Genomic DNA, 23,234 nt, shown 5'->3' with positions numbered 1-23,234 from the left:
GTGGCGCTATCAAAAATGAAGCTGCTTGCGCATATTCCATGCGGGCTAGGGCCGTATTTGATGCATAAGTGCCAATGATGCGCCGGCAACTGCTGGGCCTGCTGGGCGCAGCCAGTCTGGTGCCAACTGTTGCGGCTGCTGTGTCCAACCCCGGCTATGACGTTCAGCCCTGGGGGCCCAAACAGGCGGTGCCTGCGGGCGATCTGGTGGACCTGGAAGGGCAACACTGGAGCCTGCCCGACCTGCGTGGCCGCGTGGTGCTGCTCAACTTCTGGGCGAGCTGGTGTGAACCCTGCCGCACCGAGATGCCTGCGCTGCAAACCCTTGCCGCGCGGGAATCGGAGCGCATGGTGGTGCTGGCCATCAACCTCAAAGAGTCGTTCGACGCCATTGCCCGCTTTATCAACAACACGAGACTAGCCTTGCCCGTGGTGCGGGACGTGCAAGGTGACATCGCCAAAGCCTGGGGCATTCGCATTTACCCCTCCACCGTGTTGATGGATACCGAAAGCCAAGTGCGTGGCGTGGTACGCGGCGCGCTGGACTGGGCCGGCCCCGAGGGCGACCGCCTTTGGCAACCCCTGCTCCAGCCTCAGCGTGCGCGCAAGCGCTGAGCCAGGGCCACGACCTCCGGGACCTCCACGGGGCGGGCGTCTGCTGCACTGCTGGACTGGATGAGTCGGCGCAGGGTGTCCAGATGTGGCGTCACTGTGCCGAAAAACCGGGGCTGATCGCTGTGGCTGATCAGGATGGTCGGGAAGTTCTCCACCTCGATCGGGTCCACCAGGTCTGCTTCGTCCTCAATATCCACCCACATAAAACGCGCATCCGGAAAGTCGGTCTGCAGCTGCGCAAACAGGGGTTGATACTCGGTGCAGGTGCCACACCACTGGGCGCACAGACAGACCACCAGCAGTCCAGTGAGAGGGGATTCAGGCGGGGCAGAGGCGTGGGGCATATCGGTCGCGCTAATGACTCAAATCAATATCGATATAACAAGTCGTGGGGGTATGGAGTTTTACAATATAGGGTTTCGCCCTAGCCGGAAGTGGCCGCGGGCATCCCCCACTGACTGACCCTCACCCAAGGCCCCCATGAGTGCATTTCTGGAAGAAACAGTTTTAAGCGTACACCACTGGACAGACCGTTTGTTCAGCTTCACCACCACTCGGGATCCGGCCCTGCGTTTTTCCAATGGTCACTTCACCATGATTGGCCTGCGCCAGGAGAATGGCAAGCCGTTGCTGCGCGCCTATTCCATTGTCAGTGCCAACTACGAAGAACATCTGGAGTTTCTGAGTATCAAGGTGCAAGATGGCCCGCTCACCTCCAAGCTGCAGCACATCAAGGTGGGCGACAAGATTGTGGTGGGTCGCAAACCCACCGGCACGCTGCTGATTGATTACCTCTTGCCCGGAAAGAACCTGTATTTGCTGGGCAGCGGCACGGGCCTGGCCCCGTTCTTGAGCGTGGCGCGTGACCCCGAGACCTACGAGAAGTTTGAAAAAGTCATCGTGGTGCACGGTGTGCGCGAAGTCAAGGAACTGGCCTACTACGACTACTTCAAGAACGAGCTGCCCAAGCACGAGTTCCTGGGTGAAATGGTGACCAACCAGATGCTCTACTACCCTACGGTTACCCGCGAGGCGTTTGAGCACCAGGGCCGCATCACCACACTGATCGAGTCTGACAAGCTGCCGGCTGACCTGGGCTTGCCCCCGCTCGATCCGGCCACCGACCGCATCATGATTTGCGGCAGCCCGGGCCTGAACAAGGACATGCGCGAAATTCTGGATGCCAAGGGCTTCAAGGAAGGCAACACGACTACCCCAGGGGACTATGTCGTGGAGCGCGCTTTTGTAGAACAATAAGCGGCTTGGCCGGACAAGAAAAAAGCGTCCTGAGGGGCGCTTTTTTTCAACCGCTTTCGTTGGATTTTTTGAGAGAGACAGATGACAACAACACTGGAATACGCCCCCGCCACCCAAACCCTGCACTTTCAACCCAAGCGCACAGAGAGCGGGCATAGTGCCTCCACCACCTGGAGCGTGGACGCCGTGCAAGCCCTGCTGGACACGCCACTGCTGGACCTGGTGCACCAGGCGCAGACCGTGCATCGCCAGCACTGGCCCGAGGGCGATATTGAGCTGGCCACACTGCTGTCGGTGAAGACCGGTGGCTGCCCCGAGAACTGCGGCTACTGCCCGCAGGCCGCAGAGTTCGACACCGGCGTGAAGGCCCAGAAACTCATGGAGGTGGACGAGGTGCTGCGCGCCGCGCAGGCCGCCAAGGATGCGGGTGCCACGCGCTTCTGCATGGGTGCCGCCTGGCGCGCTCCCAAGGACCGCGACGTGGAGAAGGTGGCCGAGCTGGTCAGCGCGGTGAAGGGACTGGGCATGCAGACCTGTGCCACGCTGGGCATGCTGGAATCGCACCACGCCACGCAGCTGCGTGACGCGGGGCTTGACTACTACAACCACAACTTGGACACCGCCCCCGAGTACTACAACGAAGTGGTGGACACCCGTACCTACCAAGATCGCCTGGACACGCTGGGCCATGTGCGTGCGGCCGGCATCAGCGTCTGCTGTGGCGGCATTGTCGGCATGGGCGAAACGCCGGCCCACCGCGCCGGCCTGCTGGCCCAACTGGCCAACCTGTCGCCGTACCCCGAGTCGGTGCCCATCAATAGCCTGGTGCGCGTGCCCGGCACCCCGCTAGCCGACAGCGACCCCATCGACCCGTTTGATTTTGTGCGCGTGATTGCCGTGGCCCGCATCCTCATGCCCAAGGCGCGTGTGCGGCTATCGGCCGGGCGCCAGCAGCTGGGCGACGCGGTGCAGGCCCTGTGCTTCATGGCCGGCGCAAACTCCATCTTCTATGGCGACAAGCTGTTGGTGACCGGCAACCCCGATGTGGGGGCCGACGTGACCCTACTGAGTAAGTTGGGCCTGAAGACCCGCTCCACCATTCCCGCCGCCTAAGCGGCGGACGCCAGCGCCTGTAGCGCGCCGAGCAGCTGCTGCACATCGTGCCGCGTGTGTGCGGCCGACAGCGCAATGCGCAGGCGTGCCGTGCCCGCAGGCACCGTGGGTGGGCGGATGGCCGGTACCCAGAACCCCTGCGCCCGCAGTTGCTGGGTCAACGCCATGGCATCGGCATTGCTGCCGATGATGAGCGGCTGGATGGGTGTGCTGGACGGCATCAGCGTCCAGCCTCGCGCATCCACCGCGGGGTGGGCGCCCGGTGCCAGGCCCGCCTGCAGCTGCGCGATCAGTTGTTGTAAATGCGCGCGTCGGTGTTCGCCTTCTTCCCCCAGCACGCATTGCAAGCCCGCACGTACGGCCTCTGCCAGCAACGCTGGGGCTGCCGTGGCGTAGGTGTAGCTGCGGGTGGTTTGCAGCAGCCATTCAATGAGCGTGACGTCCCCCGCCACAAAGGCACCGGCCACGCCCAGGGCCTTGCCCAGCGTAGCCATATAGAGCACGCGGCGCGAGGCGGTTGGTCCGATGAATCCTGCGGCAGCCAGCGAGCCACGACCCTGCGGCCCCAGCACGCCGAAGCCGTGGGCATCATCCAGCATCAGCAGCGCGTCGTGCTGTTCACACAGTGCCAGCAGCGCAGGGATGTTGGCCACATCGCCGTCCATGCTGAACACGGCGTCGCTAACCACCAGCTTCTTGCGCGCAGTTGATTCCGCCAGCAAACGCTCCAGGGCTGCCAGATCGGAGTGGGCGTAGCGTTGGATGTTGGCTTTGGAGAGGCGCGCTCCGTCGATGAGGCAGGCGTGGTTCAGGCTGTCGGAAAACAGCGCGTCCCCGGCACCCACCAGCGCCGGCAGCACGCTGGCATTCGTGGAGTAGCCGGCATAAAAATACAGCGCACGCGGTAGACCTACAGCCAGGGCCAGCTCGTCTTCCAGCGCCGCGTTGGCCGCGCTGTAGCCACTGACCATGGGCGAAGCGCCTGCGCCCACGCCATACGCATCCACTGCCGTATGCACCGCTGCGCGCAGCAAGGGATGCTGGGCTAGGCCCAAATAGTCATTGCTGCAAAACGCCAACAGGGACTCGCCATCCACCATCAGGCGGGCACCATCCATGGGGGTGACCACGCGGCGGCGGCGCAGCAGGGTTTGGGCTTCCAGTGCGGTGATGCGTGGCGCAAATTCATCTAGCCAACTAGCGGTCATAGCGATGGCAACTCCATGGGGATATGGCGCGCATCGGGAGCGGCCGACCAGGGCACCACGCCCAGCAGCGGCGCACCCAAAGTCTGTCGCAGGGTGTCTATGTTCTCAGTCAGTGCGGGCATGTCCGGTGTCAGCGTGTTCGCCACCCAGCCTGCCAGCGTCAGGCCATCGCGGCGTACGGCTTCGGCGGTCAGCAGGGCGTGGTTCAGGCAGCCCAGGCGCACGCCTACTACCAGCACCACGGGGGCTTGCATTGCAATGGCGAAATCGGCCAGGGTTTCGGAGTCGTTGATGGGCACGCGCCAGCCGCCCGAGCCTTCCACCACCATGGCGTCGCACAGTGTGGCAAGTTCGCGCTGGGCAGCCAGCAGATCGGCCACCGTGGTGTGGCTGTTTTCCAGCCGAGCGGCTAGGTGGGGGGACATGGCATGGCGCAGGGCCACCGGGTTGGCCAGTCGCGCTGGTGCGATGATGCTGGAGGCCTCGGCAAGCGCCAGCGCATCGTCGCTGACCCACTGGCCATTGCGCAACTCCAGCCCTGCGGCCATCGGTTTCATGCCTACCACGCGCCGATAGCGGCGACGCAGCGCGTGCAGCAGGGCGGCGCTCACCAGGGTTTTGCCAACCCCCGTGTCGGTGCCGGTGACAAACAGGCAGGCAGGTTCAGACGCCATCGACGACTCCCGCAACGAAGGAGGGCTGGTCCGCAGCCTCCTCGGCCAGAGTGGCTTCCAGCGCCCCCAGCGCGGCTTGCGCCAGCAGCGTGCCTTCGGCCTCGCTGATCACATAGGGCGGCATGGCGTAGACCGTGTGGCCTATGGGGCGCAGCACGGCACCACGCGCCAGCGCATGGGCGGCAAAGCGCTTGGCAAAGTCGGGCAGGCGGTTGGGCACGTCCCACGCGAACACCATGCCCAGGCGGCGCGCATGTTGCACACGGGGGTGTTGGGTCAGCGGGGCGAACTGGGCCCACAGGCGTTCGGATGCCTGGACATTCTTTTCCAGAATGCCGGTCTGCGCAAACAGGTCCAGCGTGGCCAGCGCGGCGCGGCAGGCCAGCGGGTTGCCGGTGTAGCTGTGCGAATGCAGAAAACCGCGTGCCACATCCTCGTCGTAAAACGCTTGGTACACCGTGTCGGTGGTCAGCACGGCCGACAAGGGCAGGGTGCCACCGGTCAGGCCTTTGGACAGGCAGATGAAATCGGGTCGAATGCCCGCCTGCTGGTGCGCAAACATGGTGCCGGTGCGGCCAAAGCCCACCGCAATCTCGTCGGCCACCAGGTGCACCTCGTACTGGTCGCACAGCGCCCGCACGCGCTGCAGGTAGCGCGGGTGGTGCATGGCCATGCCTGCGGCGCACTGGATCAGAGGCTCCAGAATGATTGCGGCCGTGGTCGTGTGGTGCTGTTCCAGCCAGTCCCGCAATTGCTCCGCTGCCGCTTCTGCATGCTGCTCGGGTGTTTGCCCATTCACAGCGCGGCGTGCATCGGGGCTTCGCACCGTGGCCGCCAGGCGCAGCAAAGGCGCATAGGCGGTGCGGAACAGCGGAATGTCGGTCACGCCCAAGGCGCCCACCGTCTCCCCGTGGTAGCCGCCCTCCAGCGCCACAAACTGGCACTTCTCGGGGCGGCCGGTGTTACGCCAGTAGTGCGCGCTCATCTTGAGCGCAATCTCGGTGGCCGAGGCACCGTCGCTGCCATAGAAGGCATGGCCCAGGCCGGTGAGCTGTGTGAGTCGCTCGGACAGTTGCACCACGGGTGGATGCGTGAACCCGGCCAGCATCACGTGGTCCAGCCGTTCCAACTGGTCCACCAGTGCGGCGCGGATAGCGGGGTGGTTGTGGCCAAACAGGTTGACCCACCAGGAGCTGATGCCGTCCAGGTAGCGCCGGCCCTCGGCGTCTTCCAGCCACACGCCGTCTGCCCGCACAATCGGGACCAGCGGTTGTCGCGGGCTGTCAGGTGTGCCGTGCAGCTTCATTTGGGTGCACGGGTGCCAGACGGCCTGCAGGCTGCGGTTTCGCCAGGTGGCATTGGTGTCGGTCATGGAAAGCGCACGTGAAAAAGGTGCGCGATTGTAGTGGTTGCCCTGCGGGGCGAGAGGAAGCACGATGGTGGAAGGATTGATGGCAGGCACCCTGGTGGGCCTGGCCGAAACCCGGCAGGGTAAGAACGGCAGCAGCTTCGCGCTGGCCAAGGTCAAGGCAACGGCGGGGGATGGCGAAAGTCTGATCGTCAACGTGATTGCGTTTGCGGCCGAGGCCAGTGCGGCGCTGATGGCCTTGGACGATGGGGACGCGGTCGCAATCGCGGGTGCCTTAACCCCCAAAGTCTGGACCGACAAACAAGGCAACACACGCCCGGCGCTGGACATGGTGGCCACGCAGGTGCTGACGGCCTACCACGCAGCGCGCAAACAGCAGGCCATGGGCACGGCGGGTAACCCCGCCCTCAATCCCTAAGCTCCACGCCCAGGGCGCTCAGCTTCTTGGCCAACGAATCCCGGCGCTTGGCGGCCTTGGCTGCGGTGTCGGTGGCCGCCTGAATGGCCTTCGGCCCCTTGCTGGTCGCCGCCTTGATCAATCCCAACTTGTGCGCAGCCTCGGCCTCCGCCCTGCGGTAGGTGGCTATGAGATCAGCGTGGGCGGGGGATGGGTTCACAAGTACCTTCTGGGAAAAAGCGGTATTCTCTCAGCTCGCCTGCAGCTTGAATCTGATTTTTATAAGGGCCAGACACGAGCTTTTACCGATGTCTGTTTTTGCCGGTGCACTGAGGCGCTAGCAGACTGACAGCTGCCCAAGCTATTGACACCTAACAAGCGTCAGAGCGGACATTGGCATCCTAGTTCTAGGGGCAGCTTCGCGGAAAGTTGTTCGTCGGCGTGTGCTGCTGTCATGGACTGTGAGCGGTCCTACAGCCTTAGTCCAAGAGCTACCCAGATGTGCTGAGTCTGATAGTCTCTGGGAACTATTTGGCAACCCAGTTCATCCATGAGGTTATAAATTTGACCCGTTCCAAGAGGCAACTTTGGGCATTTGCGCTGGTATGCGGATTGCCGGTAACAGTATTGACTTTGGGAGCATACGGGCTACTCCTGTTTGCAATGTTTGAAGTGACCCATTGGCTATCGTTCGAAAGCTCTTTTGTACTGATGGCAGCGGTAATTGCGGCGCATAGTCTCTTTCAATATTGGAAGCTAGTTTTTCGAACTATGAACAGCAAGCCATTCAAGTTTTCACTTGGCTACAGATTGGGCATTGCTGGCGGCATTATTTCAATGATTCCACTGCTGTTCTTTGCACCTCCATTGTTGCTGTCAGTCGTACCAATGATTTTTAGTGCAAAAAGAATGATCCAAATTCAATTGAATCACTTTGGTGATGTAGCAGCGACTCCAAACTAACTTGGCGCGCATCCTGGCACAGAATGGCAAGAACATGCAGTCGTTCAGATGCCCGGTCAGCAGCAGGTGCCAAGAAACGGCACTGTGCTGCTGCGCATCCGTACCGATCAACCTGTTATGACTTAGGTGTCGAAGCCGTGGTCGAATTTTCCTTCTGCTGGCTTTGATAGACGCACAAACCGAGAATTTCGCCTGCTTTGACACCCTCTTGCTGTGTATTCAATGCCGCAGGGAACCGTTGCCGCAACACATCCATATAGCAATGATTCATCCAGACCGCGACCATGACTTGGCACTCAGTGGCCTTGCCACGGTATTCCCGGCGAAACGGGCTTTCAGGCTTACAAAAATCCTCAGTCATTAATGGATATATGGACTGAAACCAAACATCAGTTGGCACGGGCTTCGGTTGATTTTGAGCCCAAGATATAGAGAAAAAGGGGGTGAGTACAACCGCAGCGAAAATGATTTTGATTGAGGCCATGCGATTGGTTGCAATGGAAATTTTTTGATGACTACGAATAATGCATGAAAAAGTCGTCTGACTCGCAAAAACCCGAGCCTGCTTGCAGGATGACTGCTTCCGCCGCTTTGCAGAGGTGTCTACGGTGTTTCTCGGACCGCGTCACATTCGCGGTCAAGGTCGCGCAAACCAACATCAGTCGTACGTATCCAAACCCCGCCTTTTAACGCCGCAACACGTGATCTGTGTTTTTGCTTGAGTTCAGCCACGAACAATCTGGCTGCTTCAGGCGGATTCAGTTCATTGCAGTCCTTTTCAACTTCACCCCGGTAGGATTTGCAACCGAAGAGAATCGCCTCTTTGCCTGCGAACTCTACATATCCTTCACCCGACTCGTGCTGGCCCCACCAAAACTTCCATAAGTACTTGGATCCTTCGCGCTCGATTGAGAGTATGTCCGAGCTCTTCATTTCAGGAAGACACGAAAACCATGTGCCTTCTAGACCTGCAGCAACGGCGCTGCCGTGTATCAATGTGATGACCGAAATTAGAGCAAGGTGCTTTCGCATGTTGACTAAGGAATAGTGTGTGGAACGACTACGGGTATTGCAACAAGTTGAGTCTTGCCCCGGAAATTCATCTATCGCGGCAAACGTGAAGTCTACGATTGCCTGCTGACTGATTCACTGACTAACTTCCAGTAAGCAGACTTTCGCCAACGACTGACAACGCCGCAAAACGGTAGTCCATCCTACCCGCCCACCACCCGCGTTCCCAACTTGTAGGCCGGCAAGCCCGCCAGCATGCGTTTGCCATAACTCGTCTGCGTCAGCCGCTTGTCGTAGCAAATCACCTGCGCGCGATCTTCCTCGGTGCGGATGGCGCGGCCGGTCCACTGCAGCAGCTTCACGCCGGTGGCGGGGATGACCAGTTCGTTGAACGGATCACGCCCCACGCTGCGCAGCCACTCGGCACGTGCCTCGTCCACCGGGTCGCTGGGCGGGGCAAACGGCAGCTTGGCGATGAACACGGTCTCGCACAGCGCGCCGGGCAGGTCCAGGCCTTCGCCAAAGCTCTGCAGGCCAAACAGCACCGAGGGCATGCCGCTCTCGACGCGTTCTGCGTGCGCGGCCAGCAGGCGTGTGCGCGACTGCGTGCCCTGCACCAGAACCATGTCCATCAAATGGCCGGGCAGTGCGTCGGTGGCGGTGCGCATTTGCGCACGGCTGGTAAACAGCACCAGCGCGCCGCGCTTTACCTGTTCGATGTCCTCCATGAGCGCGCGCACCATCTCGGCGGTGTAGGTGTCGGCATGTTTGGGGTCCGCCTGGGTGTGGACCACGGTCAGGCTGCCCTGCTTGGCGTAGTTGAAGGGGCTGGCCACTTCTAAGGCAGTCACGTAGGGTTTGTTGGACAGGCCCGCTTCCTTCAAAAAGTAATCGAAGCTGCCGCAGCTGGTGAGGGACGCGCTGGTGACGATGGCACCCCGCACCTGACTCCACAAAAACTGGCGCAGCAGGTCACCGGGCACGATGGGGCAGGCGTGCGCCGTCATCGTCAGGTAGCCGTTTTCGCTCTCGGCCTGCAGCCATTTGGCCAGCGGCTGTTCACCATGCTCCAGCAGCAGCTGCGCGGTAGACACCAGGCTGCCCAGGCGCGGTGCCAAGCCACCCAGCTGCGCATAGAGCTGGGCGCACAGCACGGCCTGCGATGGGTCTTCCTTGGCAACAGCCTTCACGTCCACACCCAGCGCCTCCAGTGCCTTGGACAGGCCATGGGCCTGCGCATGGATTTGCGTCACCGGCTCATGCAGCGTATCGGGTAGCACGCCGTTGGCAAAGCGCAGCGTGCCATCATTGCCTTCACCGCGCGCGTTCTGCCCCGTGTGGGCCCACACCAGGTCCATAGCCAGGCGCGCCAGCGTGGTCAGTGCACCCTTGAGCTGGCTGGTCACGGTTTGCACGTCTTCGCCCACATGCAGGGCCAGCTTGCCGGCAACCTCGTTCATGGCCTTGGGCAGCTTGTCCAGCCAGCGCAGGTTGGAGAGGTCCATGGCGCTGGAGAACTGGTCGAGCGCCACGGCCGGCAGGTGGTGGCCTTCGTCAAACACCACCAGGCAGTTGTCCAGGTCGGGCAGGGTCTTCATGCCCAAGGACGCCAGCACCAGGTCGTGGTTGGCCACGATGACATTGGCCTCGGCCAGCTTGGTGCGTGCGTTGTAGTAGCTGCATTCCTTGTAGCGCGGGCAGTGGCGTGCGGTGCAGGTGTGGCGCTCGGCGGCTACGGCCGACCAGTCGCGCGGGTCGGGTGTGTCGGCCAGAGTGTCGCGGTCGCCGTCCCAGCTCACCACGGCCAGTTTGTGCGCCATGCTTTCGTAAAGCGATTGGCGGCGTTCTTCAATGGCCTCTTGCGACAGGGCGCTCACCTTGGGCTGCGGCATGTCGTCGTCAAACATGTCGTCCTCGGCTGCGCCGCTGCCTACCAGACGTTCCAGCTTGACCTTGCAGACGTAGCGGCCGCGGCCCTTGGCCAGCGCGTAGGCAAAGGGCTGGTCCATGCTGCGCGCCAGCGCGGGCAGGTCCTTGGTCATCAGCTGCTCTTGCAGGGCCACGGTGGCGGTGCTGATGATGACGCGCGTCTTGCGCTCCATCGCCATGGCAATGGCCGTGCTGGCATAGGCCGCGCTCTTGCCCACGCCGGTGCCGGCCTGGATGACGGCAATGGCCTTGGTCGGGTTGGGGTGCTCGCCAATGTCGGCCTGCGCCAGTGTGGCAGCCACGGTTTCGGCCATTTGGTGCTGGCCGGGGCGGCGACGAAAGCCAGACGTGCTGCCCACCACTTGCTCGAAGGCATGCAGGGCGTGCTGGGCCAGGGCGGCGCTGGCTGGCGGCAGGGAGGAAAAGTCGGACAAACGGGGGACCTTCAGCGCGGGGGAGGGCTGAATATACAGGCAGCAGGGATAATCGCCCTTGCGCTACCCCGGGGTACTTTGTGTTACGCCGTACGCGCTGCCTTTTCATTCACCCGGAGATCTCTGTATGACCCCCGTTACTTCTGTTGCCCCCGTGGCCTCCCGCGCGGCTTCGCGTCGTACTTTTATCCAAAAAACGGCTGTAGCCCTCGCCAGCGCTGCGCTGCCTGCTATCAATTTTGCGCAATCGGCGAGCACGGCCGAGCGCCAGTTCTCTCCCGTTCCCGGTGCCTGGCGCACCTTTGAGGTCACCACCCGCGTGGACATTGCCAAGCCCCAGGGCGGCACGCGCCTGTGGCTGCCGATTCCCTCGGTCAACAGCGACTGGCAAAAATCGCTGGAAAGCAGCTACAGCAGCAATGGCGCGGCTCGCATCGAAGACGACAACACCACGGGCGCGCGCATGCTGTTTGTGGAGTTTGCCGAGAACGAGGCTAAGCCCTATGTGGAGCTGACCAGCCGCATCCAGACGCAAAACCGCAAGCAGGATTGGTCGCGCAAAGGCGTTGTGGCCGAAGACGCCGCCACGCTGAAATACTGGACCCAACCCACCGACCTGCTGCCGACCGATGGCATCGTGCGCAGCACGGCCGTGGAAGCCACCCGCGGCGCCAAGACCGATGTGGAGAAGGCACAAATGCTGTTTGACTGGATCGTTACCAACACCTACCGCGAACCCAAGGTGCGCGGCTGTGGCGAAGGCGACATCAAGACCATGCTGGAAACCAACAACCTGGGCGGCAAGTGCGCCGACTTGAACGCGCTGTTTGTGGGCCTGTGCCGCGCGGTGGGCATTCCCGCACGCGATGTGTACGGCCTGCGCGTGGCGCCCAGCGCCTTTGGCTACCGCGAACTGGGCGGCAACTCCGCCAGCCTCAAGGGCGCGCAGCACTGCCGCGCCGAGGTGTACCTCAAGGGCCACGGCTGGGTGGGCATGGACCCGGCGGACGTAGCCAAGGTGATGCGCCAGGAAACCCCCGAGTGGATCAAGACCGCCAAGAACCCGCTGGTGGCCCCGGTGAACAAGGGCCTGTTTGGCGGCTGGGAAGGTAACTGGATGGCCTACAACGTGGCGCACGACGTGGTGCTGCCCCAGTCCAAGGGTCCCAAGCTCGGCTTCTTCATGTACCCCGCGGCCGAGACTGCGGCGGGCCGTTTGGACTCCTACGCACCCGACGATTTCAAGTACCAAATCAGCGCCAAGGAAATTGTTGCCTGAATGGCCTGACTCGCGCCTCCCATTTGCCTATGCCCCATGCCCTGATCGACTTTGGTGACCCGCACAACACCGGCGCAGCTCCGCTGCGGCTGGCGTTCGGTGTACCCGATCAGGTGCTGGTGGCGCATGCGGTGGACGAGGTGGCCGGGGTGTTGGCGCAGGTAGACGCGCTGAGCCGCCAAGGCCGCTGGTGCGTGGGCTACGTGCGCTACGAGGCGGCGCCCGCCTTTGATGCCGCCTTTCAGGTGCATGCAGCCGATGGTCCGCTGGCATGGTTTGGCGTGCACACCCAGCCATTGGCAGAACCCCTGGCAGACAACCCGGCGGAGCCCACGGTCGTGTGGGACGCCGGCTTGGACAGGTCGGTGTTTGACAGCAACATGGCCGAAATCCACCGCGCCATAGCGGCCGGCGAGCTGTACCAGGTCAACTACACGGCGCCGCTGCAAGCGCAGTTTGCCGGGAGTCCGCTGGCCTACTTTGCGGCACTTCGCCGTGCACAGCCGCGTGCGTACAGCGCGTTCATTGATGCCGGGTCAGAGCAGGTGCTGTCCGTGTCGCCCGAACTGTTTTTTGACTGGGATGGTGAGCGCATCCTCAGCCGCCCCATGAAGGGCACGGCCGCGCGTGGCGCTACCCCGGTGGACGATGCCGCCAACGCCACGCAGCTGCGCAACACGCCCAAGGAACGGGCCGAGAACGTGATGATCGTCGACCTGATCCGCAACGACCTCTCACGCATTGCCCAGCCGCACAGCGTGCAGGTGCCACGCCTGTTTCACCTGGAGGCACTGCCCACCGTGTGGCAAATGACCTCGGATGTGGAGGCAGCCACGCGCCCCGGCACCACGCTGCTGGATGTGTTCACAGCGCTGTTCCCCTGTGGTTCCATCACCGGTGCGCCCAAGGTGCAGGCCATGCGCATGATCCAGGCACTGGAGCCCGAGGCACGCGGCGTGTACTGCGGCGCCGTGGGTGTGGTGCGACCCGGCGGCCATGCCACCTTCAATGTGGCGATTCGCACGGCCACCGTGCAAGGCAATGCGGCCCGCTGTGGCATTGGCAGCGGCATTACCTTTGATGCGCAGGCCGAAGGCGAGTGGAAGGAGTGGCGCAGCAAGCGCATGTTTCTGGAGCGCGCCAGCCAGCCGTTTGAACTACTGGAAACCCTGGCGCTGCGGGACGGGGCGTTGCATCACGTCGATCTGCATCTGGACCGCATGGCCACAGCTGCCCAGCACTTCGGCACTCCATGGGACCGGACGCGCGCGTTGCAGGCGCTGCAGACCTTGGCCGCCACCCATCCCCAGGGCACGTACCGCGTGCGATTGCTGCTGCCCGCCAACGGATATTTTCAGGCCCAGGCCTTTGGGCTCGCGGATACACCGCAGCCCGTGCGGCTGCAGTTGGCCAATGCGCCGTTGGCAGAGGCCCACAGCGAGTTTGTGCGCTTCAAGACCACACGCCGCGCGCACTACGACGCGTTCACACCTGCCGACGCCCGCGTGTTCGATACCGTGCTGTTCAATGCGCAGGGTGAGGTGACCGAGTGCACGCGGGGCAACGTCGCGGTACTGCTGGATGGCCGCTGGGTTACGACCCCGCTGAGCAGTGGCTTGTTGCCCGGCGTTGGGCGGGCCGTACACCTGCAAAGTGGCCGTTTGACCGAGGCGGTCGTGCGCATTGAAGACTTGCGGCGTGCGCAGGGGCTGGCCTTTGTCAACAGTTTGCGGGGGTGGCTGGATGCTGAGCTCGTGGCCGCGTAGGACGCTCTGCGCGCTGTTGCTGATCGGTGCAGGCGTGGGCGTACAGGTGCAGGCCCAGGGCCCCAAGCGCCTGTTGCCCGCCGACCTGGGGTTGGTGATCAACCAGGCCGACCCGTATTCGGTGGCGGTGGGCGACTACTATGCGCGCCAGCGCGGCCTCGATGCCAGCCAGGTGGTGGTTGTGGACCTGCCCGTGAAGCCCGTGCTCAGTGCGGCCGAGTTTGAACCCTTTCAAGCGCAACTGAAGATGGCCTTTGGTGGCAAAACCCGTGCTTTGGTACTGGCCTGGGCCCAGCCCTATGCGGTGGAGTGCAATGGCATTACCGCCGCCGTCACCCTGGGCTTTGATGCCGAGGTCTGCAAAAACACGTGCGCCCCCAGCAAGCCCTCCCCACTGTACAACCGCGTGCTCACCCCAGCGCATACCGATGACGGTCTGCGGCCCTCCATGCTGTTGGCCGCCCGCAGCATCGACAGTGCCAAGGCGTTGATAGACCGCGGTCTGGCCGCGGACCAGCAGTTGGGCAAGCGCGGGGTGCCGTTGGCGCATGCCGTGTTCGTGTCTACTCCAGACAAGGCGCGCAACGTGCGCGCTCCTCTGTTCCCCGAGGCGGCGGTGGTATCCGCCGTGGGCCTGCAGATCGACCGTGTGGACAGCAGCCAATCAGATCCCTTGCCCCGCGTGATCCTCTACCAGACCGGGACGCTGCGCGAGGAGCACATGGCGCGCATCTCCTGGCTACCCGGCGCACTGGCGGACCACCTTACGTCGTTTGGTGGGCAGCTCCTCAACGCGCAGGGCCAGATGAGTGCACTGGACTGGCTGGAGGCGGGTGCCACGGCCAGCTATGGCACGGTGAGTGAGCCTTGCAACCACACGCAGAAGTTTCCCCATCCCACCTTGCTGCTGGCGCACTACGCTCAGGGCGCCAGCGCCCTGGAGGCCTACTGGCGCAGCGTGGCCTGGCCCGCGCAAGGCGTGTTTGTGGGGGAACCCTTGGCAGCACCGTTTGGGCGCTGAGAGGCGCACACACTACCTATGACTTTGCCTGCTTCCGCCCGCCCGCCCGCTCTCACGGACCTGATGCGCAGCCCCGCACGTACGGTGCCCATGGTGACCACCTTGGTCACGGTCAACGTGCTGGTGTTTCTTGCCATGGTGTTGGCCGGTGCAGGGTGGTGGCATTCCCCCAACGAGGTGCAACTGGCCTGGGGCGCCAACTTCGGGCCGGCAACGCAGGATGGTCAGTGGTGGCGCATGGTCACCGCCATGTTTGTCCACCGGGGCGTGGTGCACCTGGCGGTGAACATGTGGGCGTTGTGGGATGCAGGCCGCCTGGTGGAGCGCCTGTTAGGGCCGTGGCGTCTGCTGCTGCTGTACGTTGGCAGTGGCATTGTGGGCAACCTGCTGCCCCTGGTGGTGCAGGGCAACCAGGCGGTGTCAGGCGGTGCATCGGGCGCAGTGTTCAGCCTGTACGGGGCCTTGCTTGCCTTTTTGTGGCGTGAGCGCCGGCAGGTGGAGGCCGGCGAGTTCAAATGGTTGTTCGGTGGCGCTTTGGCGTTTTCTGCGCTCATGTTGGGGCTGGGGCAGTTCATTGTCAGCATCAACAACGCAGCCCACGCGGGTGGATTTGTCGCGGGCGCGTTGATCGGCAGCCTGCTGGCACGGCCCTGGACGGCGCAGAGTCCCTCCACACGGCGCTTGCAATGGGGCGCGGCCCTGGCCCTGGTGCTGGTCGTTGCCGGGCTGGTGTGGAAGTTGCCAGCGCCGGCCTACCTGTTTGGTGAAGAGCTCAAGGCGCGTGAGTCGATTGCCGAGTTCTTGCAGGAAGACCAGCGTATCAGCCAGCGCTGGGGCAGTTTGCTGGACGTCGCGCCCCATAGCGGCCAGTCGTTCGAGCAGCTGGCCGGTCGCATTGACGCCGAGGTGGCGGCCGGATACCAGCGCAGCTTTGAAGAACTGGCAGCGGCCACACCGGGTGGTGCTGCCCCATCGGCCAAGACCCTGGAAGCCTTGCAGGCCTACGCCGCGCAGCGGGCCGAGGCGGCCCGGGCGCTGTCACAGGAGCTGCGCAGCGGAGACCCCCAAGCCATTGCCGACGCCCTGAAGAAGGCCAAAACCCCCAAGCCAGCCAACGACAATTAGGTGCTTGGCGGCAGGGTCGCTACGGCTTGCGTAGCTTCTTCTTCCAGTCGCCTGGCCAGTTCGTCCATGGGCATGGGCTTGCCAAACAGCCAGCCCTGGGCGAACTGCACACCGCGTGCGCGCAGCAGTGCCGCCTGTTCCTCGGTTTCCACACCTTCGGCAATCATCTTGAGGTTGAGGCTCTTGGCCATGTCGATGATGTGCATGGCCACGTGGCTGGTGGCGGCGTCGGTGCCCAGGGTGTCTACGAAGGACTTGTCGATCTTCAGGTAGTCCAGCTCAAACGTGCCCAAATAGGACAGGCTGGAGTAGCCGGTGCCAAAGTCGTCCACCGCGACTTCCATGCCCAGTGCGCGGATGCCGTGGATGATGGCGCGCACTTGCTCGGCGTTCATCAGTCCGCGTTCGGTGGCTTCCATGACCAGTTGCTGTGGCCCGGCACCGGTGGCCTGCCTCAGGGTGCGCAGATGGGTGATGGTGTCGTTGGACTGCAGGTCGACCGAAGACAGGTTGACACCCAGATGAAAGCCCGGATGGCGCTGCAGCAAGTCCTTGAGGTCGCGTGCACAGAGCGCCAGCACACGGTGGGTGATGGACTGGATCAGCCCGGACTCTTCGGCCGCGGGAATGAATCGGTCGGGCGGGGTGATGCTGCCGTCTGTGCGGCGCCAGCGCACCAGGGCCTCGGCCCCCACGCACTGCAGGGTCTGCAGGTTCACGATGGGCTGGTACAGCACAAAAAACTCGCCGCGCCGCAGCCCGGCGCGGATCATTGCAGGCAGGGCCATTTGCTGGCGGGTGGCCAGCAGCACCAGGAATGCCAGCGCCAGCCCGGCGGCAATGCCCAGGGGAACCAGGTTTTTGGCGGCCGCCACGGTGCGCGCATGCAGCTGCGACAGCGGCACGGCGGCCATGGTGACGGTGGAAAAGTGGCTCGACTCCACCAGCGCCACCAGGTAGCCGTCGGCGACAAAAGTGGTCTCGCCGTCGGGGCGCGGGTGTTCCATCCACTCCTGGCGCACATAGCCGCGCGAGGAACGGATGCTGCGCGCACGCGGTGAGTAGGTAGCCAGCGACACGTTGGCCGGGTTGGTGGGAATGTCCAGCGTGATCGCCTCGTGGATGACCGCCGCGTAGCCCCCGTGTTCCAGCACGATGAAGGTGACGCCAGGCGCAAACGGCAGCTTTACCTTGGTGTAGAGCGTGACGCCTTCCTTGATGGTGGCCGTTTGTTCGGCCTCCACGGGCAAGGCCTGGGGAAGTTTGCCCAGCGAGGTGCAGACCAACTGTCCCTTGTCGATATAGACCATGGTCTGGATGGATGCGGACACCAGGTCAATCTCGCCCATCAGTGCAATCTGTGTGGCGGAGCAGGGGTCTTGGGCACGGGCCTGGATCAGGCGGTCTATGCCCCGGTAGGCCTCGCGCGTGGTGTTCTCGGAGCGCAGCAGCACGTCGCGGGCATAGCCCAGCATGTGCTCTTGTTCGGCCTGCAGGCTTTGTTGCTGGGCAAGGTGCAGGGAGACGACAACCGGGACCGCTCCGGCCAGCAGGCCGGCGAGGATTGCCATGGTGATGGTCAGCTTCTTGTTCAAAGACACCTCGCGGCCGGGACGAACATGCAGAGCGCTGGCGCAGTGTACCGCCAGCCATGCGGCTTGTGTGGCGCTATTATTTTAGGAGCTGTTGGCGCATATTTCACAGGGGCTGGCGGTCAATTTCTTGCAAGTCCTGCAGCGAGAGCAGCTGGCGCTGGCTGTCAAACTGGCGTGGCTGGCCACTCAGCGGGTCGGTGAAGGCAATGCGCTGGGCCAGCAGTTGCAGCGGGCGGGCGTAGTCGGTGGAGTCTTCCGGCGTGAGCGTGGGGTAGATACCGTCAAACAGCAGAGGCAGGCCCAGCGCCGCCATGTGCACGCGCAGCTGGTGGCGCTGACCAGTCAGGGGGTGCAAGCGATAACGCGCCCACTTCCCCAGGGTTTCCAGCGGGGTGATGTCGGTGATGGCATTCACCGCCCCGTCCACCTCGGTTTGCTGCATGAAGTGCGCGGCCACGGTGATGTGGCTTTCGCGGTGGACGGGCCAGGGCAGGGCGGGGTTCCAGGGCGCGATGCACTCGTAGGTTTTGTCCACCACCCGGTCACGAAACAGGGCGTGGTACGCATTGCGGGTCGCGGGGTTGATGGAGAACAGCACCAGTCCCGCAGTGTCGCGGTCGATGCGGTGGATGGGGGTCAGGTCGGGCAGGGCCAGCCGGTTTTTCAGGCGCACCAGCACGGTTTCCTGCAGGTATTTGCCCGAGGGCATGACCGGCAAAAAGTGCGGTTTGTCCACCACCAGCAGGTGCTCGTCCTGCCACAGCACCACCTCATCAAAGGGAATAGGCGGCTCGGTTTCCAGTGCGCGGTAGTAGTAGAGCCTGCGCTTGGGGGTGTAAGCCTCTTGCGGCGTCAGCACCTGGCCGACGTCGTCCACCACATCGCCGTCCTGCAGGCGCTGCAGCCATTGGGGCTGGCTGATAGCGGGGAAGCGTTGCACGAGAAATTCCAGCACCGTGGTCCAGGGCCCCTGGGGCAGCACGACAGAACTCGGGCCCACCCCGTTGCGTGGGGGCGGGGCATTGGGGCGGGGGCGCGCCATGCCAGCGGACTAGATGCGCTCGAAGACCACGTCCCACACGCCATGGCCCAGCTTGATGCCGCGGTTCTCGAACTTGGTGAGCGGGCGGTAGTGTGGCTTGGGCGCGTATCCGGCCAGCTCCGGGTGGTTGGCCAGCGCGCGGTTCTTGAGCTTGGGTTCGGCGCTCAGCACTTCCAGGATCTGCTGGGCATAAGGCTCCCAGTCGGTGGCCGCGTGCAGGTAGCCGCCGGGCTTCAGGCGGGCGGCCAGCTTGGCCACCAGCGGACTCTGGATCAGGCGACGCTTGTTGTGCTTGGTCTTGTGCCAGGGGTCAGGGAAGAAGATGTGCACGCCGTCCAGGCTGCCCAATGGCAGCATATGGTCGATGACCTCCACAGCGTCGTGGTTGCAGATGCGGATGTTGGTCAGGTTGTTTTCGCCAATGCGCTTGAGCAGGGCGCCTACGCCGGCCTCGTGCACTTCACAGCACAGGAAGTTGGTGTCGGGCAGTGTGGCTGCAATCTTGGCCGTGGCCTCGCCCATGCCAAAGCCGATCTCCAGCACCACAGGGCGTTTGGCACCATTTTGGCCGCCAGCCCCCGCCGCTCCTGCAAAAGCAGCTTCGAAATCGATAGCAGATGGTTGGTAGGGAAACAGGAATTTCGGTCCCAGCTCTTCCATCGCCTTGATCTGCCCGCTGCCCATGCGGCCCGCGCGCTTCACAAAGCTCTTGATGGTGCGCATGAAGGGCTTGGCGCCTTCTTCGGCGGATTGCTCAGGCGGGGTGGAGTCGGGCGTAGGGGTGGTCATGGTCAGCAACGGTGGCGCAAGGCTAGGGCCTGCATTGTAGGCAGGCGGGCAGCAATCTTGGATTTGGACGATCGAAGGTGCGGGTCAGCGCATGTTTCCCGTGTGGCCCAGGGAAAATTTGCCGGGCTGTGGCCAGACGGTAAGCCCGTGTGGTTCACTGCCCACATGGATTTTGTCGACAGCGCCTGATGCGGTGTTGAAACGGTAGACGTCATCGTCATAGCGTCCCGACAACCAGAGCCACTTTCCGTCTGCGCTGACGTTGCCCATGTCGGGGCTCCCTCCACCGGGGATGGACCAGTTGGCAGTCACCGTGTTCGTGGAAAAGTTGACGACCGTGACGCTGCCCGGGCCATTCTTTTTTCCATGTATCGCATGAGATCCGCGGTTGGTGACATACAGGCTGTTCCCGTCCCGGCTGGGATAAAGGCCGTGGGCAGCGACACCTGTTGCAATAAACCCCACTTCGGTGAGAGTTTCTCCGTCAATGAGGTGTACGCCGTCGGATTCCATGTCGGCCACATAGAAGAGGCGGCCGTTGGGAGCGATGCGTATGTCTTGAGGCATGGCCTTGGTAGAGGTACAAATCTCTGATTCCAAGGGGGCCGCGGGGCCCGTGCTGTCTCGGTAGCGTGTTTTGGGTAGGGTCAGTTTGAGGTACCCCATAACCAATTTTTGGTCCAAATCGATTTTTACGATGGTTCCATCGAACTCGCAGGTAAAGATGGCGTATCCCCCATCGGAGGAAAAATCTCCGTGGTTGATGCCCCCGCACTGCGGGGCCTCAATGGAGTACTCCAGTTGCATGGTCTTGGGGTCTCTGAAATCAAGACGGTGCTTGGCTTCCGCCACAACAATGGCATGTTGCCCATCGGGCGTGTAGTACATGTTGTAGGGGTCATCCACGCTCACGGGCGTACCTGGTTTTCCCGTGCGTGGATCAATAGGCGTAAGACTTCCATCCTTGCGGCGCTCTGCATTGTTGGCAACCCAGAGCGTACGCAGGTCCCAGGAGGGAATGATGTGCTGGGGGCTACGGCCCACAGAAAAGCGGTCAATCACCTTTAGTGTCTCTGGATCTATGACAGCAACGGAGTTGCCACGAAGCTCGGGTACATAGACGCGGTTCAAGTCATCCATCACCGCGGGACTCAAGTTGTCGGCTCTGGCGTTGCGGTACACATTCAAAAACAACTCAGAACTGGCCTTGAGGTCTAGCCCGTCGGGTTGGTCTGCTGCAATTGAAAATGTTGAGACTTTGAGCGCCCCAATGACCAGCAAAATAGTGAAGACTGCTAATGCGAAAAACTTTTGAATTTTGAAAACCACAAACTACCTTGATCCATTTACCTATTTCTGCGTCGACATCTTGGTCAACGCATCTTGAATTGCCTTCACAGACCGGCTCACAATGAGTTCAACGCCGATCGCGCCCAACTCGGCAGATGCCTTTCGGGGGTCGCCATACACCCCCTCGGAGGGACTCATTGCAACCCCACTGTCGAGGAGCTTGTCCCGAACCAAGGACTTGTCGATGGCCATCATGAGGGATGTATCCGAAAGACCGGCATGGGTACCTATCTCTGCGTCGGAGAAGCCCTTGCTTCGCAACACTTCAATCCACGGCCCTTGCGAAGCTTCGTAATACGCGGCCAGAGCGAACACGCCGAAGCCGGGATTTGAGCTTTTTGCCGCATTGATTTTATTGGCAACATTTACTTCATTCTTTTGATAGCCTCCATGGTCGCCCAGGAATATGACATGCAGAAATCCGTGCTGTTTCAAGCTTTTTGCGGTGGATTCCAAGAGTGATTCAAAGGTGGCATCCGGGATTGAGATCGTTCCAGTGAAGCGCATATGGGCCGCGGGCGGCGCAATGGAGCCCTCTGGCACATAGGCGACGACCGGGGCGACCACCGCATTTCCAAGTCGCTGCGCGATCGTCCCCGCAAGATATTTCACTCTCACGTTGTGCTTGCCCAGCGCCATGTGCTTGCCGTTTTGTTCGGTGCCACCAATAGGAACCAAGACCGTCGTGGTTCCGTTCGCAATCAAGCTTTTGAGCTCGAAGGACGTCAGATTTTCGAGGAATACGCTGTCTGCGGGTGCTTTTAGCGATGCCGCAGATATTGCCGCTGCTGGGGCCAGTTGGCAAAGGCCCAATAGGCCCGCAACGAGTATGACGGTTACCCTTGCGCCTGAGTGTCGGCTGAGGGCCACAGCCTTCGAGGCGTCGAGGCATTGTCCAAATTTGGCGAGAAAAAGCAGCATGATTCTTGGGGTGGCAGGTGGTATCTTTCACGAGTGAAGGCACTTGGGAAGACCAGATCTGCGTTGGAGGTTCATGAATTGGATCATGATCTTTGCTGCCCCAATAGCCGTCGCGTCAAATTTAAGGCTTTTCGAGGCACTATTTACCGAATTTAGAGGACATACGTAATGTACAAATTGCATTGCTTCGCCCAATCGGGCAACAGTTTCAAGGTGGCTTTTTTCCTGCGCGCCCTAGGCCAGCCGTATGAGCCCGTGTTTCTGGACTTCATGAACGGCGCCTCGCGCGACCCTGCATGGCGCGAGTCCACCAACCCCATGGGCGAGGCGCCGATTCTGGAAGACGGCGCGCGCCGCATCACCCAGTCCGGCGCCATCCTTACTTACCTGGCTGACAAGCATGGCGCCTTTGGGGGCACCACGCCCGAGGAAAAGCTGGAGGTGCTGCGCTGGATCCTGTTCGACAACCACAAGTTCACCAGCTACTTTGCCAGCTACCGCTTCAGCAAATCCTTTGGCCCCGCAGCCCCCGATCCGGCCGTGATGGCCTGGCTTAAGGGCCGGATTGAGGTTGCCTTTGACATCGTCGACAAGCACTTGGCCCACACACCCTTCATGGTGGGCGATGCGCCCACGATTGCCGACTTCTCCATGTGTGGCTACGCCTTTTACCCGGAAGAGGAAAACGGCCTGGACCTGCACACCCGCTACCCCCATGTGGGTGCCTGGGCGCAGCGCATGAAGGCACTGTCGGGCTGGGTCGCGCCCTATGACCTCATGCCCGGTGCACGTATCGCGCCCAAATGGTGATGCGTTTGCTGGCGGTCTCGGGCAGCCTGCGCGCCGCGTCCATCAATTCTGCGCTGCTGCGTGCCGCAGCCCGACTCGCGCCCGCGGGCATCGAGGTCCCGCAGTGTCCCGGTCTGGGCGAGCTGCCTCTGTTCAACCCGGACCTGGAAGCCGCACCGCCGCTGGCCGTACAGCAGTTCCGCGCCCAGGTGGCGCAGGCCGATGCCCTGCTGATTGCCAGCCCCGAGTACGCGCATGGCATGACGGGCACTATCAAGAACGCGCTGGACTGGCTGGTGAGCTTTGAGCCCTTTGCCTACAAGCCCGTGGCTGTACTCAACGCCTCGCCACGGGCCCACCATGCGGACGATGCCCTGCGCGAGGTGTTGACCACCATGGCCGCGGTGATTGTGGAGCCAGCCTCCGTCACGCTGCCTTTGGTCGGTGCCCGGTTGGATGAAGAGGGCATGGTGGCCACCCCCGCCATCGCCAGTGCGATTCAGGCCGCGCTGCAGGCGCTGGCCGATGCGGTTGCGGGGCGCCGGACATTGCCTGCAGAATTGCCGGCGGCCCATCCTCTATAACCCC

24 protein-coding genes are annotated in these 23,234 nt (G+C 62.5%); 11 read left to right on the top strand and 13 right to left on the bottom strand.

Translation table 11 applies throughout. The features are described 5' to 3' along the window. Positions 1-77 precede the first annotated feature (77 nt). The gene (locus AC07OE_RS09905) at positions 78-614 is read left to right on the top strand and encodes a TlpA family protein disulfide reductase (protein ID WP_495070394.1); all 537 of its coding nucleotides are present in this window, start codon (positions 78-80) and stop codon (positions 612-614) included. Here AC07OE_RS09905 and AC07OE_RS09900 read toward each other — a convergent pair. Beyond that, a complete protein-coding gene (locus AC07OE_RS09900) occupies positions 593-958 on the bottom strand; it encodes a thioredoxin family protein (protein ID WP_495070393.1) in 366 nt (121 codons plus the stop codon). The genes AC07OE_RS09905 and AC07OE_RS09900 overlap by 22 nt on opposite strands. A gap of 136 nt (positions 959-1,094) precedes the next feature. Between AC07OE_RS09900 and AC07OE_RS09895 the strand changes: the two genes are divergently transcribed. Both AC07OE_RS09895 and bioB read left to right on the top strand, forming a co-directional pair. Further along, positions 1,095-1,871, top strand: coding sequence for a ferredoxin--NADP reductase (locus tag AC07OE_RS09895; RefSeq protein ID WP_495070392.1), 777 nt, complete (start codon positions 1,095-1,097; stop codon positions 1,869-1,871). 81 nt (positions 1,872-1,952) lie between these two features. Continuing rightward, positions 1,953-2,984 (top strand): biotin synthase BioB, encoded by a 1,032-nt coding sequence (bioB, locus tag AC07OE_RS09890; protein WP_495070391.1) that lies wholly within the window; start codon positions 1,953-1,955, stop codon positions 2,982-2,984. On the opposite strand, the gene AC07OE_RS09885 is transcribed toward bioB, so the two are convergent. Genes AC07OE_RS09885 through bioA form a run of 3 tightly spaced genes read right to left on the bottom strand, consistent with a single transcriptional unit; the run spans position 2,981 to position 6,238 of the window. Beyond that, complete coding sequence (locus AC07OE_RS09885; RefSeq protein WP_495070390.1) at positions 2,981-4,192, bottom strand: aminotransferase class I/II-fold pyridoxal phosphate-dependent enzyme; 1,212 nt, start codon at positions 4,190-4,192, stop codon at positions 2,981-2,983. The genes bioB and AC07OE_RS09885 overlap by 4 nt on opposite strands. Continuing rightward, positions 4,189-4,866 carry a dethiobiotin synthase gene (gene bioD / locus AC07OE_RS09880; RefSeq protein ID WP_495070389.1) on the bottom strand — a complete coding sequence of 226 codons (678 nt, stop codon included), beginning with the start codon at positions 4,864-4,866 and terminating at the stop codon, positions 4,189-4,191. The genes AC07OE_RS09885 and bioD overlap by 4 nt, the downstream gene beginning before the upstream one ends. Further along, positions 4,856-6,238, bottom strand: coding sequence for an adenosylmethionine--8-amino-7-oxononanoate transaminase (gene bioA, locus AC07OE_RS09875; RefSeq protein WP_495070388.1), 1,383 nt, complete (start codon positions 6,236-6,238; stop codon positions 4,856-4,858). The genes bioD and bioA overlap by 11 nt, the downstream gene beginning before the upstream one ends. Before the next feature lie 64 nt (positions 6,239-6,302). Here bioA and AC07OE_RS09870 point away from each other — a divergent pair, with 64 nt between their 5' ends. Beyond that, positions 6,303-6,653 carry a single-stranded DNA-binding protein gene (locus tag AC07OE_RS09870; RefSeq protein WP_495070387.1) on the top strand — a complete coding sequence of 117 codons (351 nt, stop codon included), beginning with the start codon at positions 6,303-6,305 and terminating at the stop codon, positions 6,651-6,653. On the opposite strand, the gene AC07OE_RS09865 is transcribed toward AC07OE_RS09870, so the two are convergent. After that, positions 6,643-6,852: a hypothetical protein gene (locus tag AC07OE_RS09865; RefSeq protein WP_495070386.1), complete on the bottom strand. Its 210-nt coding sequence runs from the start codon at positions 6,850-6,852 to the stop codon at positions 6,643-6,645. The two genes, AC07OE_RS09870 and AC07OE_RS09865, sit on opposite strands and share 11 nt — an antisense overlap. A gap of 344 nt (positions 6,853-7,196) precedes the next feature. Here AC07OE_RS09865 and AC07OE_RS09860 point away from each other — a divergent pair, with 344 nt between their 5' ends. Beyond that, positions 7,197-7,595: a hypothetical protein gene (locus AC07OE_RS09860; RefSeq protein WP_495070385.1), complete on the top strand. Its 399-nt coding sequence runs from the start codon at positions 7,197-7,199 to the stop codon at positions 7,593-7,595. Positions 7,596-7,710: 115 nt separating this feature from the next. Here AC07OE_RS09860 and AC07OE_RS09855 read toward each other — a convergent pair whose 3' ends face one another. The 3 genes from AC07OE_RS09855 to dinG form a co-directional block, all read right to left on the bottom strand. Further along, complete coding sequence (locus AC07OE_RS09855; RefSeq protein ID WP_495070384.1) at positions 7,711-8,079, bottom strand: hypothetical protein; 369 nt, start codon at positions 8,077-8,079, stop codon at positions 7,711-7,713. Positions 8,080-8,198: 119 nt separating this feature from the next. After that, positions 8,199-8,627, bottom strand: a complete 429-nt coding sequence (locus AC07OE_RS09850; protein WP_495070383.1) for a hypothetical protein — start codon at positions 8,625-8,627, stop codon at positions 8,199-8,201. Positions 8,628-8,809: 182 nt separating this feature from the next. Further along, entirely contained in the window at positions 8,810-10,969 is a 2,160-nt protein-coding gene (gene dinG / locus AC07OE_RS09845) for an ATP-dependent DNA helicase DinG (RefSeq protein WP_495070382.1), read from the bottom strand. 127 nt (positions 10,970-11,096) lie between these two features. Here dinG and AC07OE_RS09840 point away from each other — a divergent pair, with 127 nt between their 5' ends. The 4 genes from AC07OE_RS09840 to AC07OE_RS09825 are packed head-to-tail and all read left to right on the top strand — an operon-like array spanning position 11,097 to position 16,160. Then, positions 11,097-12,248: a transglutaminase-like domain-containing protein gene (locus tag AC07OE_RS09840; RefSeq protein ID WP_495070381.1), complete on the top strand. Its 1,152-nt coding sequence runs from the start codon at positions 11,097-11,099 to the stop codon at positions 12,246-12,248. A 29-nt stretch (positions 12,249-12,277) separates the two neighbouring features. Then, positions 12,278-14,014, top strand: coding sequence for an aminodeoxychorismate synthase component I (pabB, locus tag AC07OE_RS09835; protein ID WP_495070380.1), 1,737 nt, complete (start codon positions 12,278-12,280; stop codon positions 14,012-14,014). Beyond that, entirely contained in the window at positions 13,992-15,035 is a 1,044-nt protein-coding gene (locus AC07OE_RS09830) for a TIGR03790 family protein (protein WP_495070379.1), read from the top strand. The genes pabB and AC07OE_RS09830 overlap by 23 nt, the downstream gene beginning before the upstream one ends. An 18-nt stretch (positions 15,036-15,053) precedes the next feature. Further along, positions 15,054-16,160 carry a rhomboid family intramembrane serine protease gene (locus tag AC07OE_RS09825; protein WP_495070378.1) on the top strand — a complete coding sequence of 369 codons (1,107 nt, stop codon included), beginning with the start codon at positions 15,054-15,056 and terminating at the stop codon, positions 16,158-16,160. Here AC07OE_RS09825 and AC07OE_RS09820 read toward each other — a convergent pair. The 5 genes from AC07OE_RS09820 to AC07OE_RS09800 form a co-directional block, all read right to left on the bottom strand. Further along, positions 16,157-17,731 (bottom strand): EAL domain-containing protein, encoded by a 1,575-nt coding sequence (locus AC07OE_RS09820; RefSeq protein WP_495070377.1) that lies wholly within the window; start codon positions 17,729-17,731, stop codon positions 16,157-16,159. The genes AC07OE_RS09825 and AC07OE_RS09820 overlap by 4 nt on opposite strands. Positions 17,732-17,858: 127 nt before the next feature. Further along, on the bottom strand, positions 17,859-18,797 hold the full coding sequence (locus AC07OE_RS09815) for a pseudouridine synthase (protein ID WP_495070376.1): 939 nt from the start codon (positions 18,795-18,797) through the stop codon (positions 17,859-17,861). A gap of 9 nt (positions 18,798-18,806) precedes the next feature. Next, the gene (trmB, locus tag AC07OE_RS09810; protein ID WP_495070375.1) at positions 18,807-19,586 is read right to left on the bottom strand and encodes a tRNA (guanosine(46)-N7)-methyltransferase TrmB; all 780 of its coding nucleotides are present in this window, start codon (positions 19,584-19,586) and stop codon (positions 18,807-18,809) included. 84 nt (positions 19,587-19,670) lie between these two features. Continuing rightward, entirely contained in the window at positions 19,671-20,915 is a 1,245-nt protein-coding gene (locus tag AC07OE_RS09805) for a YncE family protein (RefSeq protein ID WP_495070374.1), read from the bottom strand. 21 nt (positions 20,916-20,936) lie between these two features. Beyond that, positions 20,937-21,857, bottom strand: coding sequence for a creatininase family protein (locus tag AC07OE_RS09800; RefSeq protein WP_495070373.1), 921 nt, complete (start codon positions 21,855-21,857; stop codon positions 20,937-20,939). 168 nt (positions 21,858-22,025) lie between these two features. On the opposite strand from AC07OE_RS09800, the gene AC07OE_RS09795 reads away from it, so the two are divergent. Both AC07OE_RS09795 and AC07OE_RS09790 read left to right on the top strand, forming a co-directional pair. Next, entirely contained in the window at positions 22,026-22,667 is a 642-nt protein-coding gene (locus tag AC07OE_RS09795) for a glutathione S-transferase family protein (protein ID WP_495070372.1), read from the top strand. Next, complete coding sequence (locus tag AC07OE_RS09790; protein ID WP_495070488.1) at positions 22,667-23,230, top strand: NADPH-dependent FMN reductase; 564 nt, start codon at positions 22,667-22,669, stop codon at positions 23,228-23,230. The genes AC07OE_RS09795 and AC07OE_RS09790 overlap by 1 nt, the downstream gene beginning before the upstream one ends. Positions 23,231-23,234: the final 4 nt, after the last annotated feature.

It is taken from the genome of Rhodoferax sp. GW821-FHT09E07 (genome assembly GCF_059416145.1).
The sequence above is the reverse complement of the archived record's forward strand: the minus strand, read 5'-3'. Positions and strand labels throughout refer to the sequence as shown.